Annotated in this window: 21 protein-coding genes; 9 read left to right on the top strand and 12 right to left on the bottom strand. The window is 70.3% G+C overall.

The genetic code is table 11. The annotated features are described in order from the left end of the window. The first annotated feature begins 49 nt into the window (after nucleotides 1-49). Entirely contained in the window at nucleotides 50-880 is an 831-nt protein-coding gene (locus tag FHR56_RS16775) for an oxidoreductase (protein WP_160945860.1), read from the top strand. Nucleotides 881-1,046: 166 nt separating this feature from the next. Here FHR56_RS16775 and FHR56_RS16770 read toward each other — a convergent pair whose 3' ends face one another. The 4 genes from FHR56_RS16770 to FHR56_RS16755 form a co-directional block, all read right to left on the bottom strand. Further along, entirely contained in the window at nucleotides 1,047-2,660 is a 1,614-nt protein-coding gene (locus tag FHR56_RS16770) for an ABC-F family ATP-binding cassette domain-containing protein (RefSeq protein WP_160945859.1), read from the bottom strand. A 167-nt stretch (nucleotides 2,661-2,827) separates the two neighbouring features. Beyond that, on the bottom strand, nucleotides 2,828-3,331 hold the full coding sequence (locus FHR56_RS16765; protein ID WP_184502696.1) for an N-acetyltransferase: 504 nt from the start codon (nucleotides 3,329-3,331) through the stop codon (nucleotides 2,828-2,830). A gap of 14 nt (nucleotides 3,332-3,345) precedes the next feature. Beyond that, nucleotides 3,346-3,873, bottom strand: coding sequence for an alpha/beta fold hydrolase (locus FHR56_RS16760; protein ID WP_010343959.1), 528 nt, complete (start codon nucleotides 3,871-3,873; stop codon nucleotides 3,346-3,348). Beyond that, entirely contained in the window at nucleotides 3,870-4,361 is a 492-nt protein-coding gene (locus FHR56_RS16755) for an MOSC domain-containing protein (protein WP_160945857.1), read from the bottom strand. Before FHR56_RS16755 ends, FHR56_RS16760 begins: the two co-directional genes overlap by 4 nt. Nucleotides 4,362-4,383: 22 nt before the next feature. Between FHR56_RS16755 and FHR56_RS16750 the strand changes: the two genes are divergently transcribed. Continuing rightward, entirely contained in the window at nucleotides 4,384-4,959 is a 576-nt protein-coding gene (locus FHR56_RS16750; RefSeq protein WP_160945856.1) for an N-acetylmuramoyl-L-alanine amidase, read from the top strand. A gap of 242 nt (nucleotides 4,960-5,201) precedes the next feature. Here the strand turns inward: FHR56_RS16750 and FHR56_RS16745 are convergent, their stop codons facing one another. From FHR56_RS16745 to FHR56_RS16730, 4 genes are all read right to left on the bottom strand, one after another. Then, on the bottom strand, nucleotides 5,202-6,137 hold the full coding sequence (locus tag FHR56_RS16745; protein ID WP_237473050.1) for a DUF1684 domain-containing protein: 936 nt from the start codon (nucleotides 6,135-6,137) through the stop codon (nucleotides 5,202-5,204). A gap of 54 nt (nucleotides 6,138-6,191) precedes the next feature. Next, nucleotides 6,192-7,073 (bottom strand): sulfurtransferase, encoded by an 882-nt coding sequence (locus FHR56_RS16740; RefSeq protein ID WP_160945855.1) that lies wholly within the window; start codon nucleotides 7,071-7,073, stop codon nucleotides 6,192-6,194. After that, nucleotides 7,070-7,870 (bottom strand): DUF1289 domain-containing protein, encoded by an 801-nt coding sequence (locus FHR56_RS16735; protein WP_160945854.1) that lies wholly within the window; start codon nucleotides 7,868-7,870, stop codon nucleotides 7,070-7,072. The genes FHR56_RS16740 and FHR56_RS16735 overlap by 4 nt, the downstream gene beginning before the upstream one ends. 113 nt (nucleotides 7,871-7,983) lie before the next feature. Then, nucleotides 7,984-8,685: an FKBP-type peptidyl-prolyl cis-trans isomerase gene (locus FHR56_RS16730; RefSeq protein ID WP_010343966.1), complete on the bottom strand. Its 702-nt coding sequence runs from the start codon at nucleotides 8,683-8,685 to the stop codon at nucleotides 7,984-7,986. Between the two features lie 160 nt (nucleotides 8,686-8,845). Between FHR56_RS16730 and FHR56_RS16725 the strand changes: the two genes are divergently transcribed. The 3 genes from FHR56_RS16725 to nth are packed head-to-tail and all read left to right on the top strand — an operon-like array spanning nucleotide 8,846 to nucleotide 10,706. Then, complete coding sequence (locus tag FHR56_RS16725) at nucleotides 8,846-9,628, top strand: enoyl-CoA hydratase-related protein (protein WP_160945853.1); 783 nt, start codon at nucleotides 8,846-8,848, stop codon at nucleotides 9,626-9,628. Nucleotides 9,629-9,639: 11 nt separating this feature from the next. Beyond that, complete coding sequence (locus FHR56_RS16720) at nucleotides 9,640-10,032, top strand: hypothetical protein (protein WP_160945852.1); 393 nt, start codon at nucleotides 9,640-9,642, stop codon at nucleotides 10,030-10,032. Further along, nucleotides 10,029-10,706, top strand: a complete 678-nt coding sequence (gene nth, locus FHR56_RS16715; RefSeq protein ID WP_160945851.1) for an endonuclease III — start codon at nucleotides 10,029-10,031, stop codon at nucleotides 10,704-10,706. The genes FHR56_RS16720 and nth overlap by 4 nt, the downstream gene beginning before the upstream one ends. 414 nt (nucleotides 10,707-11,120) lie before the next feature. Here nth and FHR56_RS16710 read toward each other — a convergent pair whose 3' ends face one another. The 4 genes from FHR56_RS16710 to FHR56_RS16695 form a co-directional block, all read right to left on the bottom strand. Next, entirely contained in the window at nucleotides 11,121-12,686 is a 1,566-nt protein-coding gene (locus tag FHR56_RS16710; protein ID WP_184502695.1) for a SulP family inorganic anion transporter, read from the bottom strand. 19 nt (nucleotides 12,687-12,705) lie between these two features. Then, a complete protein-coding gene (locus tag FHR56_RS16705) occupies nucleotides 12,706-13,395 on the bottom strand; it encodes a carbonic anhydrase (protein WP_160945850.1) in 690 nt (229 codons plus the stop codon). Between the two features lie 104 nt (nucleotides 13,396-13,499). Continuing rightward, entirely contained in the window at nucleotides 13,500-13,817 is a 318-nt protein-coding gene (locus tag FHR56_RS16700; RefSeq protein WP_160945849.1) for a hypothetical protein, read from the bottom strand. 197 nt (nucleotides 13,818-14,014) lie between these two features. Continuing rightward, a complete protein-coding gene (locus tag FHR56_RS16695) occupies nucleotides 14,015-15,265 on the bottom strand; it encodes a porin (protein ID WP_160945848.1) in 1,251 nt (416 codons plus the stop codon). A gap of 258 nt (nucleotides 15,266-15,523) precedes the next feature. Here FHR56_RS16695 and pstS (FHR56_RS16690) point away from each other — a divergent pair, with 258 nt between their 5' ends. The 4 genes from pstS (FHR56_RS16690) to pstA all read left to right on the top strand — a co-directional run bounded on the left by pstS (FHR56_RS16690) (nucleotide 15,524) and on the right by pstA (nucleotide 19,968). Next, entirely contained in the window at nucleotides 15,524-16,537 is a 1,014-nt protein-coding gene (gene pstS, locus FHR56_RS16690) for a phosphate ABC transporter substrate-binding protein PstS (RefSeq protein ID WP_160945847.1), read from the top strand. A 277-nt stretch (nucleotides 16,538-16,814) separates the two neighbouring features. Beyond that, nucleotides 16,815-17,912 (top strand): phosphate ABC transporter substrate-binding protein PstS, encoded by a 1,098-nt coding sequence (gene pstS / locus FHR56_RS16685; protein ID WP_160945846.1) that lies wholly within the window; start codon nucleotides 16,815-16,817, stop codon nucleotides 17,910-17,912. 213 nt (nucleotides 17,913-18,125) lie between these two features. Next, a complete protein-coding gene (gene pstC, locus FHR56_RS16680) occupies nucleotides 18,126-19,100 on the top strand; it encodes a phosphate ABC transporter permease subunit PstC (RefSeq protein WP_160945845.1) in 975 nt (324 codons plus the stop codon). A gap of 1 nt (nucleotide 19,101) precedes the next feature. After that, entirely contained in the window at nucleotides 19,102-19,968 is an 867-nt protein-coding gene (gene pstA / locus FHR56_RS16675; protein WP_160945844.1) for a phosphate ABC transporter permease PstA, read from the top strand. Nucleotides 19,969-19,974 lie beyond the last annotated feature (6 nt).

The raw sequence follows: 19,974 nt of genomic DNA, 5'->3' as shown, positions 1-19,974 counted from the left end.
GCGCGTCGATCATCGCATCATTCGCCCCTCATCCTCTCGGGAGCGTGTCATGACACTGCAGAAAACCTTGCTCATCACCGGCGTCAGCAGCGGCTTCGGCCGCGCGCTGGCTCAAGCGGCGCTGGCAGCCGGACATCGGGTCGTCGGCACCGTGCGCAGCGCGGAGGCGCGACAAGCGTTCGAAGCGTTGGGCGCCGGGGCGATCGGCCGTGTGCTGGACGTCACCGACGTCGACGCCATTCCTGGCATGGTCGCCGAGCTCGAAGCCGCGGTCGGGCCGCTGGACGTGCTGGTCAACAATGCCGGCTACGGCCACGAAGGGATCCTGGAGGAATCGCCGCTGGAGGCTCTGCGTCGCCAACTCGAGGTCAACGTGGTCGGCGCCGTGGCGATGATGCAGGCGGTCCTGCCCTCCATGCGGCAGCGACAGCGCGGGCACATCGTCAACATCACCTCGATGGGCGGCTTCATCACCATGCCCGGCATCGCCTACTACTGCGGCAGCAAGTTCGCGTTGGAGGGCATTTCCGAGGCGCTGGGACAGGAGGTCGCCGTGCTGGGCATCCACGTGACGGCGGTGGCGCCGGGGTCGTTCCGCACCGACTGGGCGGGCCGTTCGATGGTCAGGACGCCGCGCAGCATCGCCGACTACGACGCGCTGTTCGATCCGATCCGCGACGCCCGCCAGGCCAAGAGCGGCCGCCAGCTCGGCGACCCGGCCAAGGCCGCCCAGGCCATGCTGGCGTTGATCGACGCGCCTGCGCCGCCCGCGCACCTGCTGCTGGGCAGCGACGCGCTGGCCCTGGTGCGTGACAAGCTCGACCGCCTGAAGACCGACATCGCCGCATGGGAGGCGGTGAGCCGTTCTACCGATGCCTGAGCGGCGGCCGCCGCGCCGCCTGCCGCGCGCGTCGACCACGCGGCATCGATGAAGGCTGCCGACTGCGTAAATCACCGCGACAAGGATGCTGGCGCTGTTGCTGCCCTCCCCCCGCTCGCTACGCAACACCCGACGGCACGACCACGTCGACGACAGCGCACGCCACTCACCACGGCGTCAGCCGCCACGCCTCGGCATCGGCCTGCAAGCGCTGCTGCAGGCGCAGCGTGTCCAGGAACGCCGCATCGTGCGAGACCACCAGCAGCGCGCCGGGATACTGCAGCAACACCGCACGCAGCGCGTCGCGGGCCTCGCGGTCCAGGTGGTTGTCCGGCTCGTCCAGCAACAGCAGCTCGGCTGGCGGCGAGCGGTAGAAGGCGCAGGCCAGCGCGGTCTTCAGCCGTTCGCCGCCGCTGAGCTGGCCGCAGGGCACGCCGATGCGATGCGCGTCCAGGCCGAGCAAGGCCAGCCGCGTGCGCAGGTCGGCGAGCGCCATGCCGGGCGCGGCGGCCTGCAGTTGCGCCAGCGCGGTGGCGGCCGGGTCCAGCAGCGCCAGCGACTGGTCCAGGTAGGCGCTGGCGGCGCGTACCCGGCAACTGCCCGAGAGCGCCGGCACCTGCCCGGCCAGCGCGCGCAGCAGGGTCGACTTGCCGCTGCCATTGGCCCCGACCACGCCGATCCGCGCGCCGCCCTGCACCACCAGGTCCAGCGGCTGCCGCGTCGCCGGCGCGAACGGCAGTTGCAGCGCCTGCAGCTCCACCAGGCGGCGCGTGGCCGCATCGGCCGCCGGTGGCGCGAACAGCGCCACCGGCGCGTCCGGCTGCACCTGGCGCGCGGCCTCGGCGATCCGCGCCAGGCTGCGCGCCTGGGTCGCCTGGTGGTCGCGCACGCGCTTGCCGGCGCTGTCCTGGCTGCGCTGTTTCTGCCGGCCGAGCAGGATCGGCGCCTGATTGGCCGCTCCTGCCTGCTGCCGCCCGCGCGCACTGCGCCGCTGCTGTCGATCGTGCTGCGCCTGCCAGGCCGCACTGTCGCGCGCATGCTGCAGCTTGTGCTGGGCCAGTTCGGCCTGCGCGGCCTCGCGCTCGCGTGCCCGGCACTGCAGGTAGAACGCGTAGTCGCCGCCGTAGTCGCGCAGCCCGCCGGGCGACAGTTCCAGCGTGCGCTGCATGTCCTGCAGCAACAGCGCATCGTGGCTGATCACCAGCAGGCCACCCGGCCAGCGCTGCAGCGCCTCGCGCAGGCGCTGCCGCTGTGCCGCGTCCAGGTGCAGGGTCGGCTCGTCCAGGATCAGCGTATCGGCATCGGCCAGCCAGGCACCGATCAGCGCCACCCGCATCGCCTCGCCGCCGCTGAGCGTGGCCGCCAGGCGGTGCGGCTCCAGCGCGCCCAGGTCGTGCGCGTGCAGCTGCGCCTGCAGGCGCTGTGCAATGTCCCAGCGCTCGCCGAGCGCGTCGAACTCCGCCACGTCGGCACTGCCGGCCTCGATCCGTTCCAACGCCCGCAACGCCGCGCCCACGCCGGCCAGATCGGCGACGGTGGCGTGCGGTGCCGGCGCGACCTGCTGCGGCACGTAATGCAGGCGACCGTGGCGCACGCAGCGCCCGGCGCTGGGCGTCAGTTCGCCGGCGAGCAGGCGCGCGAACACGCTCTTGCCGACGCCATTGCGGCCGACCAGGCCGGTAGGCCGCGCATCGAGCGCGAAGTGCAGATCGGAAAACAGGATCCTGCCATCGGGCAGGACATGGGTCGCGCTGTCCAGCGCAAGCAGCGGATGCGTCATGGGAACCTCCATGGATGCCGGTCGTGCCCGCCAAGAGATCGGCAGGAAGGACGAAGGCCGTCGCGAAGACGGCGGCATCAATGGCGCATCGGCGTAGATCCTCGATGAAGGTGCGGGACGATGCTAGCGCACCCGACCCGTGTCGGGCGAGATCGCGCGGCGCGGGCTCAGGGCGCGGACAGGAACGCCGGGTGGTAGGCCACCTCGGCCATCGGCGGCAGGCGTTCGCCGAAGGCCAGCGCCTGGAAGGCCTCCACCGGCGCGCCCGGCAGGGTCAGCCCCGGCTCCGGGCGAAAGCCGAAGCGTGCGTAGTACGCCGGGTCGCCCAGCACCACGCAGCCGGCCGCGCCCAGCGCCTGCAACTGCGCCAGCGCCTCGCGCACCAGCCGCGCGCCCAGGCCCTGGCGTTGGTGTCCCGGTCCCACCGACAACGGCCCCAGGCCGTACCAGCCGCGACTGCCGTCGGACAGGCTCACCGGCGACACCGCCACGTGGCCGACGACATAGCCCTCGTGCTCGATCACCAGCGACAGGGTCAGCGCGCCGTCCGCGCGCAACCGCTCGATGATGTCCTGCTCGTCGTGGCGGCTGTGCGCGACGCGGAAGAACGCGACCAGGGTCAGCGCCTCGATCGCCGCCGCGTCGGCTGGCCGCTCCGCACGCAAGAGCATGTCGCCGGATGCGCTCACAGGCGCTCCAGCAGTTCGGCGAAGGCCTGCGCCGACGTCGCCACGTGCTCGCCCAGGCGATGCGTGTCGTCGACCAGCAGCAGCCGCGCCGCGCGCGCCTGCGCCCAGGCGATCACCTCGGCGGCGGGAATCAGTTCGTCGCGCCAGGCGTGCACCACCGAGGTCGGCACCGGCGCCGCGTCCAGCGCCGGCATGTGCCCCATCCGCGTCGGCGGCACCATCAGGAACAGGCCGCGCACCGGCACGTGCAGCGACACCTGCGCGGCGATGTAGGCGCCGAGGCTGGAACCGGCCAGCACCAGCGGTCCGCGCTGCGCCGCGGCCTGCGCCAGTTCCAGCAGGCGCTGCAGGCGCGTCGGCACGTCGCCGAGCGGGCTGATGTCGCGGCGCGCGTCCAGGTCGGTGTAGTCCGGGCGCGAATGGCTCCAGCCCAGGCGCTCCGCGACCTCGGCCAGCGCCGTCACCTTGATCGCGTCCGGCCCGCTCTCGAAGCCGTGCGAGAGGATGCAGTGGCCGCGGCTCACAGCGCCACCACCGCATCGCCCAGGCGCAGCGTGCCACCCTGCACGATACGCGCGCACAGGCCGCCGTGGCCGCGCATGGCATTGTAGCCGCCCGGCCCCAGCGCCTGCTCCATGCGCGAGCACGGATCGCACGGCGCGATGCCTTCCAGCTCGACCTCGCCGATGCGGAAGCGGCGCCCCTTTAGTGCGATCAGCGGAATGCCGGAGACCACCACGTTGCGCCGCAGGGTCGCCGGCGCCACCGCCGCATGGCCGGCCAGCGCGGCGATCGCCGGCAGGTGTTCGGCCTGGATCAGGGTGACGCCGCGCTTGCCGTTGCGGCCGGCGTAGCGGTCGCCGTGCAGGCCGCCATCGGTCTGCGCGGCGGCGGCGTCGACTTCGTGCATCGGCACGTCGCGCGCCGGGCGCAGGCCGATCCATTCCACGCGTCCGGCGCGCGGCAGTGTGGCCAGCAGGGTCGCCAGCGGGCTTTCGGAATTCAGGGTCATCGGCGAATGCTAGCATCCGCGCATGTCGCCCACCTCGCCGTTGCCGGTCCACGATGCGCCCCTGCCCTACGTCGGCCTGCTGGAGGAGCGCGCGCCGGACAGCATCACGCTGGCGGTGATCCACTGCACCGAGTTGCCGGACCTGGCCAGCGCGCGCCTGTACGGCGAGCGCGTGCTGTATCCGTCCGGCACCGGCAACAGCGGCCATTTCTACATCGACCGCGACGGCAGCGTGCACCGCTATGTGCCGTTGCAGCGCGTCGCGCACCACGTGCGCGGCTACAACCGGCAGTCGCTGGGCATCGAGCTGGTCAACCGCGGACGCTATCCGCTGTGGCTGGATTCGCGCCACCAGGCGATGACGGAGCCCTACCCGCCGGCGCAAATCCAGGCGCTGATCCGGCTGCTGCAGCAGTTGCGCGCGGAACTGCCGCAGTTGCGCCACATCGCCGGACACGAGGCCCTGGACCGCAGCCTGGAAGCGGCCAGCGACGATCCGGCGCGGCAGGTGCAGCGCAAGCTCGATCCGGGACCGCGCTTCCCCTGGCCGCAGGTGCTGGAGGCGGTGGCGCTGGCGCCGTATGCGCCGCCGCCGTGACCGCCCTGCAGGCGGTGGACTGGAACGATTCGGGCCGCGATGCAGAACCACACAACGTCGCATTCGCACGCTTCCGTAGGCGGCTTCAGCCGCGACCGGGCGTCACCGCGACTGCCTGGTCGCGCCTGAGGGTACCTCCCCTCGCGACCGGAAGCGCCTGTAGGAGCGGCTTCAGCCGCGACGGGCTTCACCGGGAACGGCCCCGTCGCGGCTGAAGCCGCTCCTACAAGATTCCTGCGCGCTCAGCGCGCGCCGACGTAGTTCTTTTCGCCGGCGGTCACCGCCACGTCGAGGCGATTGCCGACCGGCGCCAGCGGACACACCACGTGCGGGGTGAACGCGCATGGCGGGTTCTGCGCCAGGTTGAAGTCCAGCACGATGCGGTCGCCCTGCGGCGCCGGCACGAACAGATAGCGCGCGCCGCCGTAGCTCTCGCGGCCGCTGGTGCGGTCGGAAAACGGCAGGAACAGGCGCTGGCTGGCGCCGTCGCGCAGCACCTGCAGGCGGTAGTGCCGCCCCTGCAGGACGAAGTCGGCGCTGCCGACCAGGGCCAGCGGCTGCGGCGTGCCGATCGAGGTCAGCAGCACCATCGCCTGTGGCGCCGGCACCGGATGCCAGTCGGCCAGCACCCGCCACTGCGGATCGATCGGGAAGTAGTCGATGCCGCGGAAGCGCGCGCGCGCCGGCGCCTGCGGATCGCGGAAACGCCAGCCGAACAGGTTGCCGGTGCGCACCACGTAGAACTCCTGCGCACCCAGCGTCAACCGCGTCTGGGTGTCGTGCGCCGCGTCGGTCTCCAGACGGCCGCCGGCGAACGGTTGGCCGTTCACCTGCACCGCCGCGTCCGCGGCGGGCTGGAACTGCACACCCTCCTGCAGATCCACTTGCAGCACGCCCAGATGCGCCGGACCGGCCGGCAACTGCACGTCGTTGTCGGACGCGCTGCCGACCCGGTGCAGGCCGCTGTGCAGGCGGCCGGAGCCGGTGAAACTCAACCAGCCAGACGGCGCGCGCAGCGTCGCCAGGCGCTGCGCACGGTCGCGCTGCACGGACTCGCGATAGTGCGTGGCCGATTGCGCACGCGGCGAGGCATCGGCGCCATCGGCCGACGCGCGCCGGTCGCCGCAGGCGGCCAGACCCAGCAGCATCGCCAGCCCGCAGGCCTCACGCCAACGCATGGTGCCGCCCCTGTCGCGTGCCATCGTGCATGCGCTCGGTGTGCGCCGCCGGCCCTAGCCGAGGGCGCGCGGCCGCGACGGATCGGCGATCCAGCCGCTCCAGGAGCCGGCATACACACGCGCACCGTGCAGGCCGGCATGTTCCAGCGCCAGCAGCAGATGGCAGGCGGTGACGCCGGAGCCGCACATCAGCACCACCTCGCGCGGATCGCGCCCCTGCAGCAACGGCTGCAGCTCGGCGCGCAGTTCCTGCGCCGGGCGCAGGCGTCCGTCGCGCAGGTTCTGCGCCAGCGGCCGGTTGAGCGCGCCGGGCACGTGCCCGGGCAGCGGGTCGATCGGCTCCACCTCGCCACGGAAGCGCTCGCCGGGGCGCGCATCGAACAACCAGCCCGGCGCCTCGTGCAGGCGCGCGGCAACCTGCTCGGCGGAGACGATGCGCGCCGTGTCGAACGCCTGCGGGTACGGCGGCAGCGGCGACGGCGCGGTGGCCGCGTCGGTTTCCGGCAGGCCCAATCGGCGCCATTCGGCCAGGCCGCCGTCGAGCACGGCGACGCGGCGATGGCCGAGCAGGCCCAGCATCCACCACAAACGCGCCGCGGCCATGCTGCCGTCGCCGGCGTCGTAGACCACCACCTGGTGCTGCGGGCCGATGCCCCAATGCCCCAGGGTGCGCGCGAAGGCCGCGTCGTCCGGCAACGGGTGCCGGCCCAGGCCGGGACGGCCGAGATCGGACAGATCGGCGTTCAGATCGGCGTAGACCGCGCCGGGCAGGTGCGACTGCGCATAGGCCTCGCGCGCGGCCGCCGCTGCGGCAGGATCGAGCAGCGCCGCCGGCGCGAACCGCGCATCGACCAGGCGCAGCGCGGGATCGCCGAGCGCGGCGGCCAAGGCCGGCGCCTCGACCAGGGTGTGCCATTCGGGGGACGTTGCGGTCATGCGGCTTGCTCCAGTCGGCGACGCAGGTTGAGCAGGATCGCCGCGGTCGCGCCCCAGATGCGCTGGCCGGGCCAGCCGTACTCCAGCACGACGCGCGGGCGTCCGCGGTAATCGGTCTCGATGCTGCGCAGGTTGTCCGGCGCCATCAGGTAGGCCAGCGGCACCTCGAACACCTCCGCCACCTCGCCCGGATGCGGCTGCGGCACGAAGCGCGGATCGATCGCCGCGACCACCGGCATCACCCGGAAGCCGCTGATGGTGACGAACGGATCCAGGTAGCCCAGCGGCTCGGCCTGGGATGCGGCCAGCGCGATCTCCTCCTCGCTCTCGCGCAGCGCCGCGGCCACCGCATCGGCGTCGCTCGCTTCGATGCGGCCACCGGGGAAACTGACCTGGCCGCCGTGGTGGCGCAGGCTATCGGTGCGCCGGGTCAGCAGCACGTGGGTGCCGTCGGCGCGCGGCACCAGGCCGGCCAGCACCGCGGCTTCCACCGGCGCGCCGTCCGGCAGCAGATCCTGCAGTTCATGGTGGTTCCAGCCCGGCCCCGTCGGCGGCTGCTGCAACGGATGCAGCGCGCGCAGCAGATGCGCGCGTTCGGCCAGGCGCTGTCCCGGCGACGGCGACCAGCCGCGCCCCGGCAGCACCTCGTCCATGTAGCGGCGGCGTTCGGCGTCGCTCATGCCGCGCCAGCGTGCGATCTCGTCGCCGCTGCGCAGGCAGCCTGCGCAATAGCCCTGCGCATCGAGACGGCAAATACCGATGCAGGGCGTAAGCGGGGCATGCGGAACGGGATCCATCGGATTCGACACCTTGCCAGCCTAGCGCGATTCGTCGGCGCCGTCGTTGCCTGCCAAAAAAAATTGCGCCGGCATCGCTGCCGGCGCAATCGTCGTGCACTGGAGCGGCGTGCTTACTTGACGCTGACCAGCTTGATCTCGAACTGCACCGCCACGTTCGGCGGGAACGGCGTACGCGGGTCGGCACCGTAGGCCTTGTCCGGCGGCAGGGTCACTTCCCACTTGGAGCCGGCCGGCATCTGCAGCAGCGTATCGCGCATGGCCTGCATCTCGACTTCGCTGACCTTGATCGCCGGGATCTGCTGCGCCGGACGCGCCTGCGCCGGGCGCTGGCCGAACGGGTACGGACCGGCCACTTCCAGCTGCACGGTGCTGGCCTGGGTCGGCTTGGCGCCGGTGCCGGCCTCGATCACGCGGTACTGCACGCCGCTGGGCAGGGTCTGCACGCCAGCCTTGGCCTTGTTCTGGGCCATGAACTGGTCGCTCTTGGTCTTGTTCTCGGCAGCGGCCTTCTCGTAGTCGGCCTTGGCCTGCTGGGCGCGGGCCTGCTCGCGCTTCTGGAACGCTTCCACCGCCGGCTTCAGCTGGTCGGCGCTGACCGCCGGCTGCTTCTTGGCGTAGGCGTCCTGCAAGCCCTTCACCACCGCATTGATATCGAGCTGCTCGCCGCGGCCGGTGAGTTCGGCAAGGTTGTTGCCGTAGTCGTAGCCGAAGTAATAGCTCAGCTTGCCCTTCTCGGACGAGGTGTCCTGGGCGAACGCATTGCCGCTCAGGGCGAGGGCCGCGACAGCGACCGCAATAGAACGCAACTTCATCAAACAATTCTCCAGGGTGGTGGCACAGGGCGGCCCGTGCCGCCTGAGATGACGCGTTAGGATAGCCGCCGCGGCGCATAACCGCTACCGACGACGCTGCTCTGACTGGTGCGGCCCACCGAGAGTTCCCATTACTTTTTTTTAACAACCAGGAATGCACATGTCCGGCACGCCGGTCCTCGCCGATACCCAGGGTGCGATCCGCATCCTCACCGTGAATCGAGCCGACAAGCTCAACGCCTTGAATCGCCAGGTTTTGCAGGCGCTGGATGCGGCCTTCGCCGCGGCCGCGGACGACCCGCAGATCCGCGTGGTGGTGCTGACCGGCGCCGGCGAGAAAGCCTTCGTGGCCGGCGCCGACATCGCCGAAATGAACGAACTGACACCGGTGCAGGGCCGCGATTTCTCGCAGCTGGGCCAGCGCCTGATGCGCCGGATCGAGCGCATGCCCAAGCCGGTGCTGGCGATGGTCAACGGTTTCGCCCTCGGCGGCGGGCTGGAACTGGCGATGGCCTGCCACCTGCGCGTGGCCGCCGAGGGCGCCCGCCTGGGCCAACCGGAGATCAATCTCGGGCTGATCCCCGGTTTCGGCGGCACCCAGCGCCTGCTGCGGCTGGTCGGCCGCGCCGCGGCGCTGGAACTGTGCCTGCTCGGCGCGCCGATCGACGCGGCGCGCGCGTTGCAGCTGGGCCTGGTCAACCGCGTGGTCGCGGCCGGCGAACTGCAGGCGACCACGCTGCAGCTGGCGCAGCAACTGGCCGAGGCCGCACCGCTGGCGTTGCGCGGCATCCTCGACGCGATCCAGATCGGCGGCGAAGGCGCGATCGAACAGGGATTGGAGTACGAGACTGCGCAGTTCGGCCTGCTGTTCTCCAGCGAGGACATGCGCGAAGGCACCCGCGCCTTCCTGGAGCGGCGCCGGCCGCAATTCCGCAACCGCTGAGCCCACGCGCGATGTCGCACGCCCCCGTTTCCGCCACGCCGCTGCAGTTGCTGCGCTGGGTCCTGGACGACGATCTGGATGCCGCGATCGATGGCGGCCTGATGGACTACCGCGGCACCGATCCCGGCGACGATGCGCTGGACCCGGCGCATCCGCAGCTGCGCGCGCAGGTGCTCGCCGCGCAGCAGCGCCTGCGCGATGCCTGGGCAGCACGCGCGCGCTATCGGGCGCGCAGCGCGCGGCTGGAACGCCGTGCCGCGGCGCGCCAGGCGCGGCGTGAGGCCGTTGTACCGACCGCCACGGGCACGACTCCCGCCGCCCCCAGCGCGCCGGCCCTGCCCGCGGCGGCCGCGGCGATCCTGGCCCGCGCCAAGGCCAAGGCCGCGCAGCGAGGCGGCCGATGAGCGCGACCGCCAGCGTGCCCGTGCGGCGCGGACGCCTGCTGAGCAAGGACGAGATCCACGAGCTGTTCTCGCGCCTGTCCGAACTCAATCCCAACCCGACCACCGAGCTGGAGTACAGCACCCCATTCGAACTGCTGATCGCGGTGATCCTCTCGGCGCAGGCCACCGACGTCGGCGTCAACAAGGCCACCCGCCGCCTGTATCCGGTGGCGAACACGCCGGCGGCGATCCTGGCGCTGGGCGAGGATGGGCTGAAGCGCTACATCTCCACCATCGGCCTGTTCAACGCCAAGGCCAAGAACGTCATCGCCACCTGCCGCATCCTGGTCGAGCAGCACGGCGGCGACGTGCCGCGTGCGCGCGACGCGCTGGAAGCCCTGCCCGGCGTCGGCCGCAAGACCGCCAACGTGGTGCTCAACACCGCCTTCGGCGAGCCGACCATGGCGGTGGACACGCACATCTTCCGCGTCGCCAACCGCACCGGGCTGGCTCCGGGCAAGGACGTGCGCGCCGTCGAGGATGCGCTGCTCAAGCGGGTACCGGCGCAGTTCCTGCACGACGCGCACCACTGGCTGATCCTGCACGGCCGCTACGTGTGCAAGGCGCGCAAGCCCGACTGCCCGCAGTGCGCAATCCGCGACCTGTGCCGGTACAAGGACAAGACGCCGGGTTGAGCGGCGCAGTCGCAGGCAGGCGCTCGCGTCATCGCCTGCGCCACGGCCTTGGGCGCCGGTTGGTGCGGGACTGGGGACATCGGCTCCGGCAACCAGTGCAGCACGCGAGGTCCACCGCTGCGTTCGTCGCGACTGAAGTCGCTCCCACAATGGCGTTCCGCGAGCCGGAACCTGGTGGGGTGGGAGGGGCTTCAGCCCCGACAGCAGCTAATACCGGAAGCCTATCGTTGCGCTCGTCGCGGTTGAAACCGCTCCTACGGTTCTCCCCAAGCCGCCGCCTGATTGCACTGTAGGAGCGGCTTCAGCCGCGACAGGTTCCGTCGCCGACACGGCCTCGCCTGCCCGCGTCGCGATTGGAACCGCCCCTACAGATGTCGAAAGGCCAGGCGCAGGCACTGCCGGCCACACCACCGACTACGCCGCACGCTGCCCTTCCACGCGCCGGTCCAATTCCTTCCAGTCCACCACCAGGGCACAGCCGCGGGACGCGGCGTTGCGGCTCCAGTCGCGCAGCAGTTCCAGGCAGGCGTGGTCGACGTGGCGTAGCCTTGCCACGTCCAGGTGCAGTTCGGTATTCGGCGGCAGCCGCTCCAGGGTCCGCGCCATCGTCGGCACGCGCAGGAAGGTGGCCGAGCCCTCCAGCGACAGGCGCAGCTTGCTGCTCCCCTCGCCTGCGCCCGCGCTGGCGGCGTCTTCATGCGCATGCACCCCCACCGTCAGCCGCGACTGCTGCAGCGCCAGGCGCAGCAGCGACAGCGCAAAGCCGATCAGCACGCCGGTCAGCAGGTCCGTGGCGACGATGGCGAAGGTCGTCGCCAGGTAGATGGCGGCGGTGCCGCGTCCGTAGGCGGCCAGTTCGCGCACCTGCCCCAGCTTGACCATCTTCAGTCCGGTGTAGACCAGGATGCCGGCCAGGCACGCGACCGGGGTCATCCGCAGCAGCCACGGCAGCAACAGCGCGAACACCAGCAGCCAGGCCGCGTGCAGCATGGTCGACACGCGCGTGGCCGCACCGGCCTGCACGTTGGCGGCGCTGCGCACGATCACCCCGGTCATCGGCAAGGCGCCGAGCAACCCGCACAGCATGTTGCCCACGCCCTGCGCGGCCAGTTCGCGGTCGTACTGGGTGCGCGGCCCCTGGTGCATGCGGTCCACCGCCGCCGCCGACAGCAGGGTCTCGGCGCTGGCGATGAAGGCGAAGGTGAGCGCCGACAGCAGCAGCGTGGCATCGAGCACGCCGAGCATGTCGTCCAGGCTCGGCACCCGGATCGCCGAGAGCAGGTTGGCCGGCACGTCGACCTTGCGCACGTCCAGCGCCTGCAGCTGCACCAGCGCGGTCATCGCCACCACCGCCAGCAAGGCGCCGGGCACGAAGCGCAAGCGCTGCGGGCGCAGCCGCTCCCACGCCAGCATGATCGCGATGGTGCCCAGGCCGACCAGCAAGGCGGCGCGGCCCACGCCGGCGTCCAGCGCGCGCCACAGCACCGCCGGCAAGGCGGCGAAGTTCTCCAGTCCGCGTGCCTTCGGCGCCGCGTCCAGCAGCACGTGCGATTGCGAGGCGACGATCAGGATGCCGATACCCGACAGCATGCCGGCCACCACCGCCGGCGAGGTCATGCGGAACCACACGCCGGCGCGGCACAACCCGGCCAGCAACTGGATCGCGCCGGCCAGCAGGATCACCGGCCCCAGCGCCGCCACGCCGTGCGCGCGGACCAGTTCGAACACCAGCACCGCCAATCCCGCCGCCGGCCCGCTGACCTGCAGCGGCGAGCCGGCGATCAGCCCGACCACCAGGCCGCCGACGATGCCGGTGATCAGGCCGGCGGCCGGCGGCATGCCCGACGCGATCGCGATGCCCATGCACAGCGGCAAGGCGACCAGGAAGACCACCACCGAGGCCAGCAGGTCGCGGCCGAAGGCGCCGCCGCGCAGGTAACGGGCCAGCGCCGAGGCGCCGGCCGGAGCGTGCTCTGTCATGGTGTGCATGGGCGGCTCCTCAGACGGCGACGTTGCGCAGGACCGGCGCCAGGCGCGGCGGCGGCGTGGCATCGGGCGGGCGTCGGCCGGCTTCCGGCAGCAGTGGCAGGAACCGCCCCTGCTCGGCGTCGAAGGCGCGGATCTCGCCATGGCCGATGTCGTAGATCCAGCCGTGGATGCGCAGCGCGCCGCGCGCCAGCCGCGCCGCCACCACCGGTTGCGTGCGCAGGTGATCCAGTTGCGCCACCACGTTCTCCTCGGTCAGGCAGTGCAGCGCATCCTCGGCATGGGCGGCATGGCCGTGCTGCGCGGCGACCTGGCGCGCGCTGTCGGTGTGCTTGAGCCAGGCTGCCACGGTCGGCACCTCCTGCAGCGACGCGGGATTGAGCACCGCCTTCATCGCGCCGCAGTCGGTATGGCCGCAGATCACGATGTGCTCGACCTGCAGCACCGCCACCGCGTACTCGATCGCCGCGACCACGCCGCTGACGTGCTGCGAGTACGGCGGCACCACGTTGCCGATGTTGCGGTAGACGAACAGTTCGCCCGGTTGCGCGGCGAACATCAGTTCCGGCATCACCCGCGAGTCGGCGCAGGTGATGAACAGCGTGTGCGGGGTCTGGCCGGCGGCGAGTTGCCGGAACAGCCCGCGTTGGCGGGGATAGACCTCGTTGCGGAAGTGGCGGAAACCATCGAGCAAGCGTTGCATGGGGTATCTCCAGGCATGGGGGGAGCGAAGCCGTACCGCACGCGGCACGACGCAGACGCAAACAACAGCGGGGGATCGGCATCGCCAGTGCGGCGATGCAGGCGTCAGGCCCCGGATGGAGGACGCAGCGCGGGGCGGCGATAGCCGCGGCAAGGCGCTGCCGGTGGCACCGGCAAGACCGGCCGGATCAGGAGGGCCGGCGGAAACAACGCGGGCGCGACCGCGAGCGGCGCGTCGTGCGGATCGGGATCGGCGGCCGGCGCTTCCAGCTCGGGCGAGACCCCATCGAGATCAGCGTCGACCTCGCTGGCGCAGGCGCTCGCGCACAGCGCCGCCGGTGCCGCCGCCGCGGCCGATCCTGCACGGATCGCCGACAGCGCCAGCAATGCGGTCAACATCAACATGGACAGACGGGCGAGCATGCTTCGACAGTAGGAAGGCGCATCGTCGATGACAAGTGCTGCGCCGCACAATTCACTGCATCGTCCACGGCCGTCGACGCGAACCGTGAAAGACACCTCGGCCCGCGCCCACCGTGCGGCTCTGGGCGGTCACGCCGCAAAAAAGAAAGGCGACGCAGTGCGCCGCCTTTCGTACAGCATGCGGGACTCTCCGCGAATCAGAACGACAGGTCGCCCCAGACGCCGAATTCCTTGGTTTCCACGTCGGTCTTCTTGCTGTCGTTGTCCTGGTGCGTGTACTTGTACACGGTGGCCAGCTTCAGGTTCTTCATCACCGGGAACTCGACGCCGACGTTCCAGTACTTGTCGGCCAGGGTCGGGTCGAGGGTCTTGCTCAGGTCGGTCTTGTCGTAGCGGGCGAAGGCATTGATGCCGCCGTCGGTCAACGCGACGCTGCCCCACACCGACCAGCCGCTGGACTTGTCGGTGGCCGGGGTCAGCACGTTGTTGAGGTTCTTGGCCTGGAAGTACTCGCCGCCCAGACGGAAGTTGGAATCGGCGTAGGCGACCATCGCATCGGCGCGGGTGTAGTCGTGCTGCGCGTCGAGGATGTCGGTTTCCTTGCCCAGCTTGCCCGAGTAGGCGCCGACGGCGATGGCCAGGTTCTGCATCGGCATGTAGGCGACGCGGCCTTCCACGTCCATGCCCTTGCCGCGGGTCGGGTTCTTGTAGCCGGCACCGTTGACCACCGACATCGCGTAGTTGACCTGCGAGCCCAGGTCGCCGAAGGCGTGCAGGCCCCAGTCGGAGGAGTTGGCGTACTTCAGGCGGTCGGTCAGGGTGTTCTCGACGTAGCGGTAGCCGTAGAACTTCTCGACGAACGGCACCCACGGCATGTCGGCGGCACCGATGCGCAGCGCGAAGGCGTCGTCGAACTTGCCCTGCACGTAGGCCTTCTTGACGAACAGCTGGGTGTTGGACAGCGCCGAGCTGTACTGGAAGTCGGTGGTCAGGTTGGCCGACCAGATCTCGTTGAAGCTGTGGTCGACGGTCAGGTAGAAGCGCTTGACGTCCAGACCGGTGCCGCTGGCGGCGGTCTTGGCGCCGCCACTGGTGCGGTCGATGTTGGTCAGGTCGAAGAACATGCGGCCGCCGATCTTGTTGTCGTTGACCAGCTTGGCGAGCTTGTCGACCTTGGCGGCGCTGGCCTGCGCCGATTCGGTCGCCTGGGCCTGCACGACATTCACTTCCGACTGCGCGTCGGACTGCGCCTGCAGGGCTTCCGACTGCGCCTGCAGCTGCTGAACCTGGGTCTGCAGCGCTTCGATCTGGGCCTGCAGCTGCTGCAGCTGGGCAGCGCTGACGGCGGGCGGATTGCTGCTGGCCTTGGCCTTCGCCGCGAACGCCTGCGGCGCTGACGCCAGGCCGAGGCTGGCGAGGATCGCCGTGGCGAGAACATGAGAACGCATTAGGATGTCTCCGATGGGTGGTGGCAGGGTGGGATGGGTGCGGTGCGGCCCCAGTGCGACGGCCCGACCATTTGTAAAGATTCCGTCAAAGACATGACGGTTTTGAGTCAGCTTCGTGTCGGAACGAAGGCATGCCGACCCGGACAGGCTGTCACCGGACTGACATCTGATTTTCTTCAGACGTTCATGAAAAAGTCTTGGAATGCAGCCGATGCCGGCAGGGGTGCCGGCTTCCCACCTATTCCAGGAGTTCTCCCGATGCGTTCCCTCAAGCTCCGACTGCTGGCAGCCGCCGCGGTCGCTACGTTTTCGCTCGCGGCGCAAGCCACCGATGTCACCGGCGCAGGCTCCAGCTTCGTCTATCCGGTGCTGTCGAAGTGGTCGGCTGCCTATGCCGAGAAAAGCGGCAACCGCGTCAACTACCAGTCGATCGGTTCCGGCGGCGGCATCGCGCAGATCCAGGCGGCCACGGTCGATTTCGGCGCTTCCGACAAGCCGCTCAGCGGCGCGGAGCTGGACAAGTTCGGCCTGGGCCAGTTCCCGGTCGTGATCGGCGGCATCGTGCCGGTGTTCAACGTGGCCGGCGTGGCCCCGGGCGCGATGAAGCTCGACGGCACCGTGCTGGCCAACATCTTCCTCGGCAAGATCAGCAAGTGGAACGACCCGGCGATCGCCGCGCTGAACCCGGGCCTGGCCCTGCCCGACCTGAAGATCACCATCGTGCACCGCTCCGACGGTTCGGGCACCAGCTTCAACTTCACCAACTACCTGTCCAAGGTCAGCCCGGAGTGGAAGAGCAAGGTCGGCGAAGGCACCGCCGTGCAGTGGCCGGCCGGCATCGGCGGCAAGGGCAACGAAGGCGTGGCCGCCTACGTCAAGCAGATCCGCGGCGGCATCGGCTACGTCGAGTACGCCTACGCGCTGCAGAACAAGCTCAGCTACGCCGGCATGAAGAACGCCGCCGGCCGTTTCGTGATGCCGGACGACAAGACCTTCTCCGCTGCCGCCGCCACCGCGGACTGGAAGTCGGCCAAGGACTTCAATCTGATCATGACCAACGCGCCGGGCCAGGACGCGTGGCCGATCACCGCCACCACCTGGGCCATCATGTACAAGAAGGCCAAGAAGCCGGCGTCGTCCAAGGCCGCGCTGGACTTCTTCAAGTGGTCGTTCGAGCAGGGTCAGCCGCAGGCCAAGGCGCTGGACTACGTGCCGCTGCCGGAGCCGCTGGTCAAGCAGATCGAAGCCTACTGGGCGCAGAACATGAAGTAAGCCGGCGTCTCGCCCGTGCCGGCGCGCGCGTCGGCACGGCGATACCCGAGGGCGCGGACCGCAGGGTCCGCGCTTTTTTTGTCCCCGACGGCAGGCATCGCCTGCCTACGATCGGCACCTGCCCGCCGCATGACAGGCTCATGCGGGACGGCGCGACGGCCGCATCCCGTGATGGCGTCCGCCACCCCATCCGCAAGTCATCTGGCTGTAACAAAAATATCATTTCATAGCGAGCATCCGCCGGATGTCCCGGCGCTCTTCGCTACGGAGTGACCCCATGAAACTGCAGCCGGCGCGCATTGCCGTCCTGTCCCTCGCCCTGGCCCTCGCCGTCACCGCCTGCCAGCCCGGCAACGGCGACAAGCAGGGCGCCGCCGATGCGGCCGGCGGGACGCCCGCTGCCGCGCCGGCCGCCGGCGCCAAGACCGCGGCGGAGATTTCCGGCGCCGGCGCCTCCTTCATCTATCCGCTGATCTCCAAGTGGTCGGCCGACTACAACGCGGCCACCGGCAACAAGATCAACTACCAGTCGATCGGTTCCGGCGGCGGCATCGCCCAGATCAAGGCCGGCACGGTCGATTTCGGCTCCTCCGACAAGCCGCTGGACAGCGCCGAACTGGCCGCGGCCGGCCTCGGCCAGTTCCCCTCGGCGATTGGGGGGGTGGTGCCGGTGGTCAACCTGGACGGCATGGAAGCGGGCAAGCTGAAGCTGACCGGTCCGGTGCTGGCCGACATCTTCCTCGGCAAGATCAGCAAGTGGAACGACCCGGCGCTGACCGCGCTGAACCCGGGCGTGACCCTGCCCGACACCAAGATCAACCTGGTGCACCGCTCCGACGGCTCGGGCACCAGCTTCAACTTCACCAACTACCTGTCCAAGGTCAGCCCGGAATGGAAGGGCAAGGTCGGCGAAGGCACCTCGGTGCAGTGGCCGGGCGGCGTCGGCGGCAAGGGCAACGAAGGCGTGGCTTCGTACGTGCAGCAGATCAAGGGCTCGATCGGCTACGTGGAACTGGCCTACGCGCTGCAGAACAAGATGCCGTACGCGTCGATGCAGAACGCCGCCGGCAACTGGGTGCAGCCCAACGCCGAGAGCTTCGCCGCGGCGGCCGCGTCGGCTGACTGGGCCAACGCCAAGGACTTCAACCTGGTCATCACCAACGCCGCGGGCGCGCAGGCGTGGCCGATCACCGCCACCAACTTCATGCTGATGCACAAGCAGGCCAAGGACCCGGCGCGCAGCAAGGCGACCCTGGACTTCTTCAAGTGGGCCTTCGAGAAGGGCCAGCCGCAGGCCGACGCGCTGCACTACGTGCCGCTGCCGCCGGAGCTGGTGCAGCAGATCGAGGCCTACTGGAGCAAGGAGTTCAAGTAAGCGCCATGCCGGCGCGCGTTGCGCGCGCCGCTGCGGCAAGCGGCGACCGGTGGTGCGCTCCAGGCGCCGCCGGTCGCCGTCTCGGCATCTTGTGATCCGGACTTTCGGGTTCCCGCCTGTGCGGGAGCGATGCAACCACCCACCGCGCGCGGTCACTGCCGCCGCGGCCACGATCGGAGCGCGCAGGCGCGCGCTCCGGCGACGACCGAGCCCATGAACAGCACTGTCCTTCCCGAAGCGATGTCGGCGCCCCGCGGACGCGACCTGCGTGACGCCCGCGCCGACCGCGTGTTCCGCTGGATCCTCACCGCCACCGTCGTGTTCGTGCTCGTCGCCCTGGGCAGCGCTGCGCTGTCGATGCTGTGGGGCGGCCGCCATGCCCTGCAACTGCAGGGGCTGAGCTTTTTCTACTCCAGCGAGTGGAACCCGGTCGAGAACAAGTACGGCGCGCTGGCGCCGATCTACGGCACCCTGGTGACCGCGCTGATCGCGATGCTGATCGCGGTGCCGGTGAGCTTCGGCATCGCCTTCTTCCTGACCGAAGTGGCGCCGCGCTGGCTGCGCGGCCCGGTCGGCACCGCGATCGAACTGCTGGCCGGCATCCCCTCGATCATCTACGGCATGTGGGGCCTGTTCGTGCTGGTGCCGATGATGACCGAGTACGTCACCCCCTGGCTCAACGACCACCTCGGCACGTTGCCGCTGATCGGCCCGATATTCCAGGGCCCGCCGCTGGGCATCGGCCTGCTGACCGCCGGCTTCGTGCTGGCGATCATGGTGATCCCGTTCATCTCCTCGGTGATGCGCGAAGTGTTCCTGACCGTGCCGACCCGGCTCAAGGAGTCGGCCTACGCGCTGGGCTCCACGCGCTGGGAAGTGAGCTGGGACATCGTGCTGCCCTACACCCGCTCGGCGGTGATCGGCGGCATCTTCCTGGGCCTGGGCCGCGCGCTCGGCGAAACCATGGCGGTGGCCTTCGTGGTCGGCAACACGGTGCGGCTGTCGCCCTCGCTGCTGGAACCGGGCACCACCATCGCCGCGCTGATCGCCAACGACTTCGGCGAAGCCACCGAGACCTACCGCTCGGCGCTGCTGCTGCTGGGCTTCGTGCTGTTCATCGTGACCTTCATCGTGCTGGCGATCGCCCGCCTGATGCTGGCGCAACTGTCGCGCAAGGAGGGCAACTGAGATGGCCGCCGACGTCGCCCACCGCCTGTACAACCGCCGCCGCGTGGTCAACGCCGTGGCGCTCACCCTGTCCTGCCTGACCGCACTGTTCGGGCTGGTGTTCCTGGCCTGGATCCTGTGGACCCTGGTGGCCAAGGGCATCTCCGGCATCAACGTGGACCTATTCACCCGCATGACCCCGCCGCCCGGCGAGGAAGGCGGCCTGGCCAACGCGTTCTTCGGCAGCGCGGTGATGTGCGGCCTGGCGCTGCTGATCGGCACCCCGCTCGGCGTGGCCGCCGGCACCTGGCTGGCCGAATACGGCAACGCGCGCAAGACCGGCCAGGTGGTGCGCTTCGTCAACGACATCCTGCTGTCGGCGCCGTCGATCGTGCTCGGCCTGTTCGTCTACACCCTGTACGTGATGCAGACCGGCGGCCGCTTCTCGGCGCTGGCCGGCGCGCTGTCGCTGGCCTTCATCGTGCTGCCGGTGGTGGTGCGCACCACCGACGAAATGCTGCGGCTGGTACCGGCGCAGATGCGCGAGGCGGCGCTGTCGCTGGGCATCCCGCAGTGGAAGGTGACCATGCAGGTGCTGTACCGCAGCGCCTCGGCCGGCATCGTCACCGGCGTGATGCTGGCGCTGGCGCGCATCAGCGGCGAGACCGCGCCGCTGCTGTTCACCGCCTTCGGCAACCAGTACTGGAACAACAACATCTTCCAGCCGATGGCCAGCGTGCCGGTGGTGATGAACTCCTTCGCCGGCAGCCCCTACCCGAGCTGGCAGCTGCTGGCCTGGTCCGGCGCGCTGGTGCTCACCGTGTTCGTCCTGCTGGTCAGCCTCGGCGCGCGCGCCCTGCTGGTGCGCAACAAGATCTCCAACGATTGATACCCC

Source organism: Xanthomonas sp. F10 (genome assembly GCF_014206815.1).
Taxonomy (GTDB): domain Bacteria; phylum Pseudomonadota; class Gammaproteobacteria; order Xanthomonadales; family Xanthomonadaceae; genus Xanthomonas_A; species Xanthomonas_A indica.
Note: the sequence above shows the minus strand (reverse complement) of the source record. Positions and strands in the feature narration are given on the sequence as shown.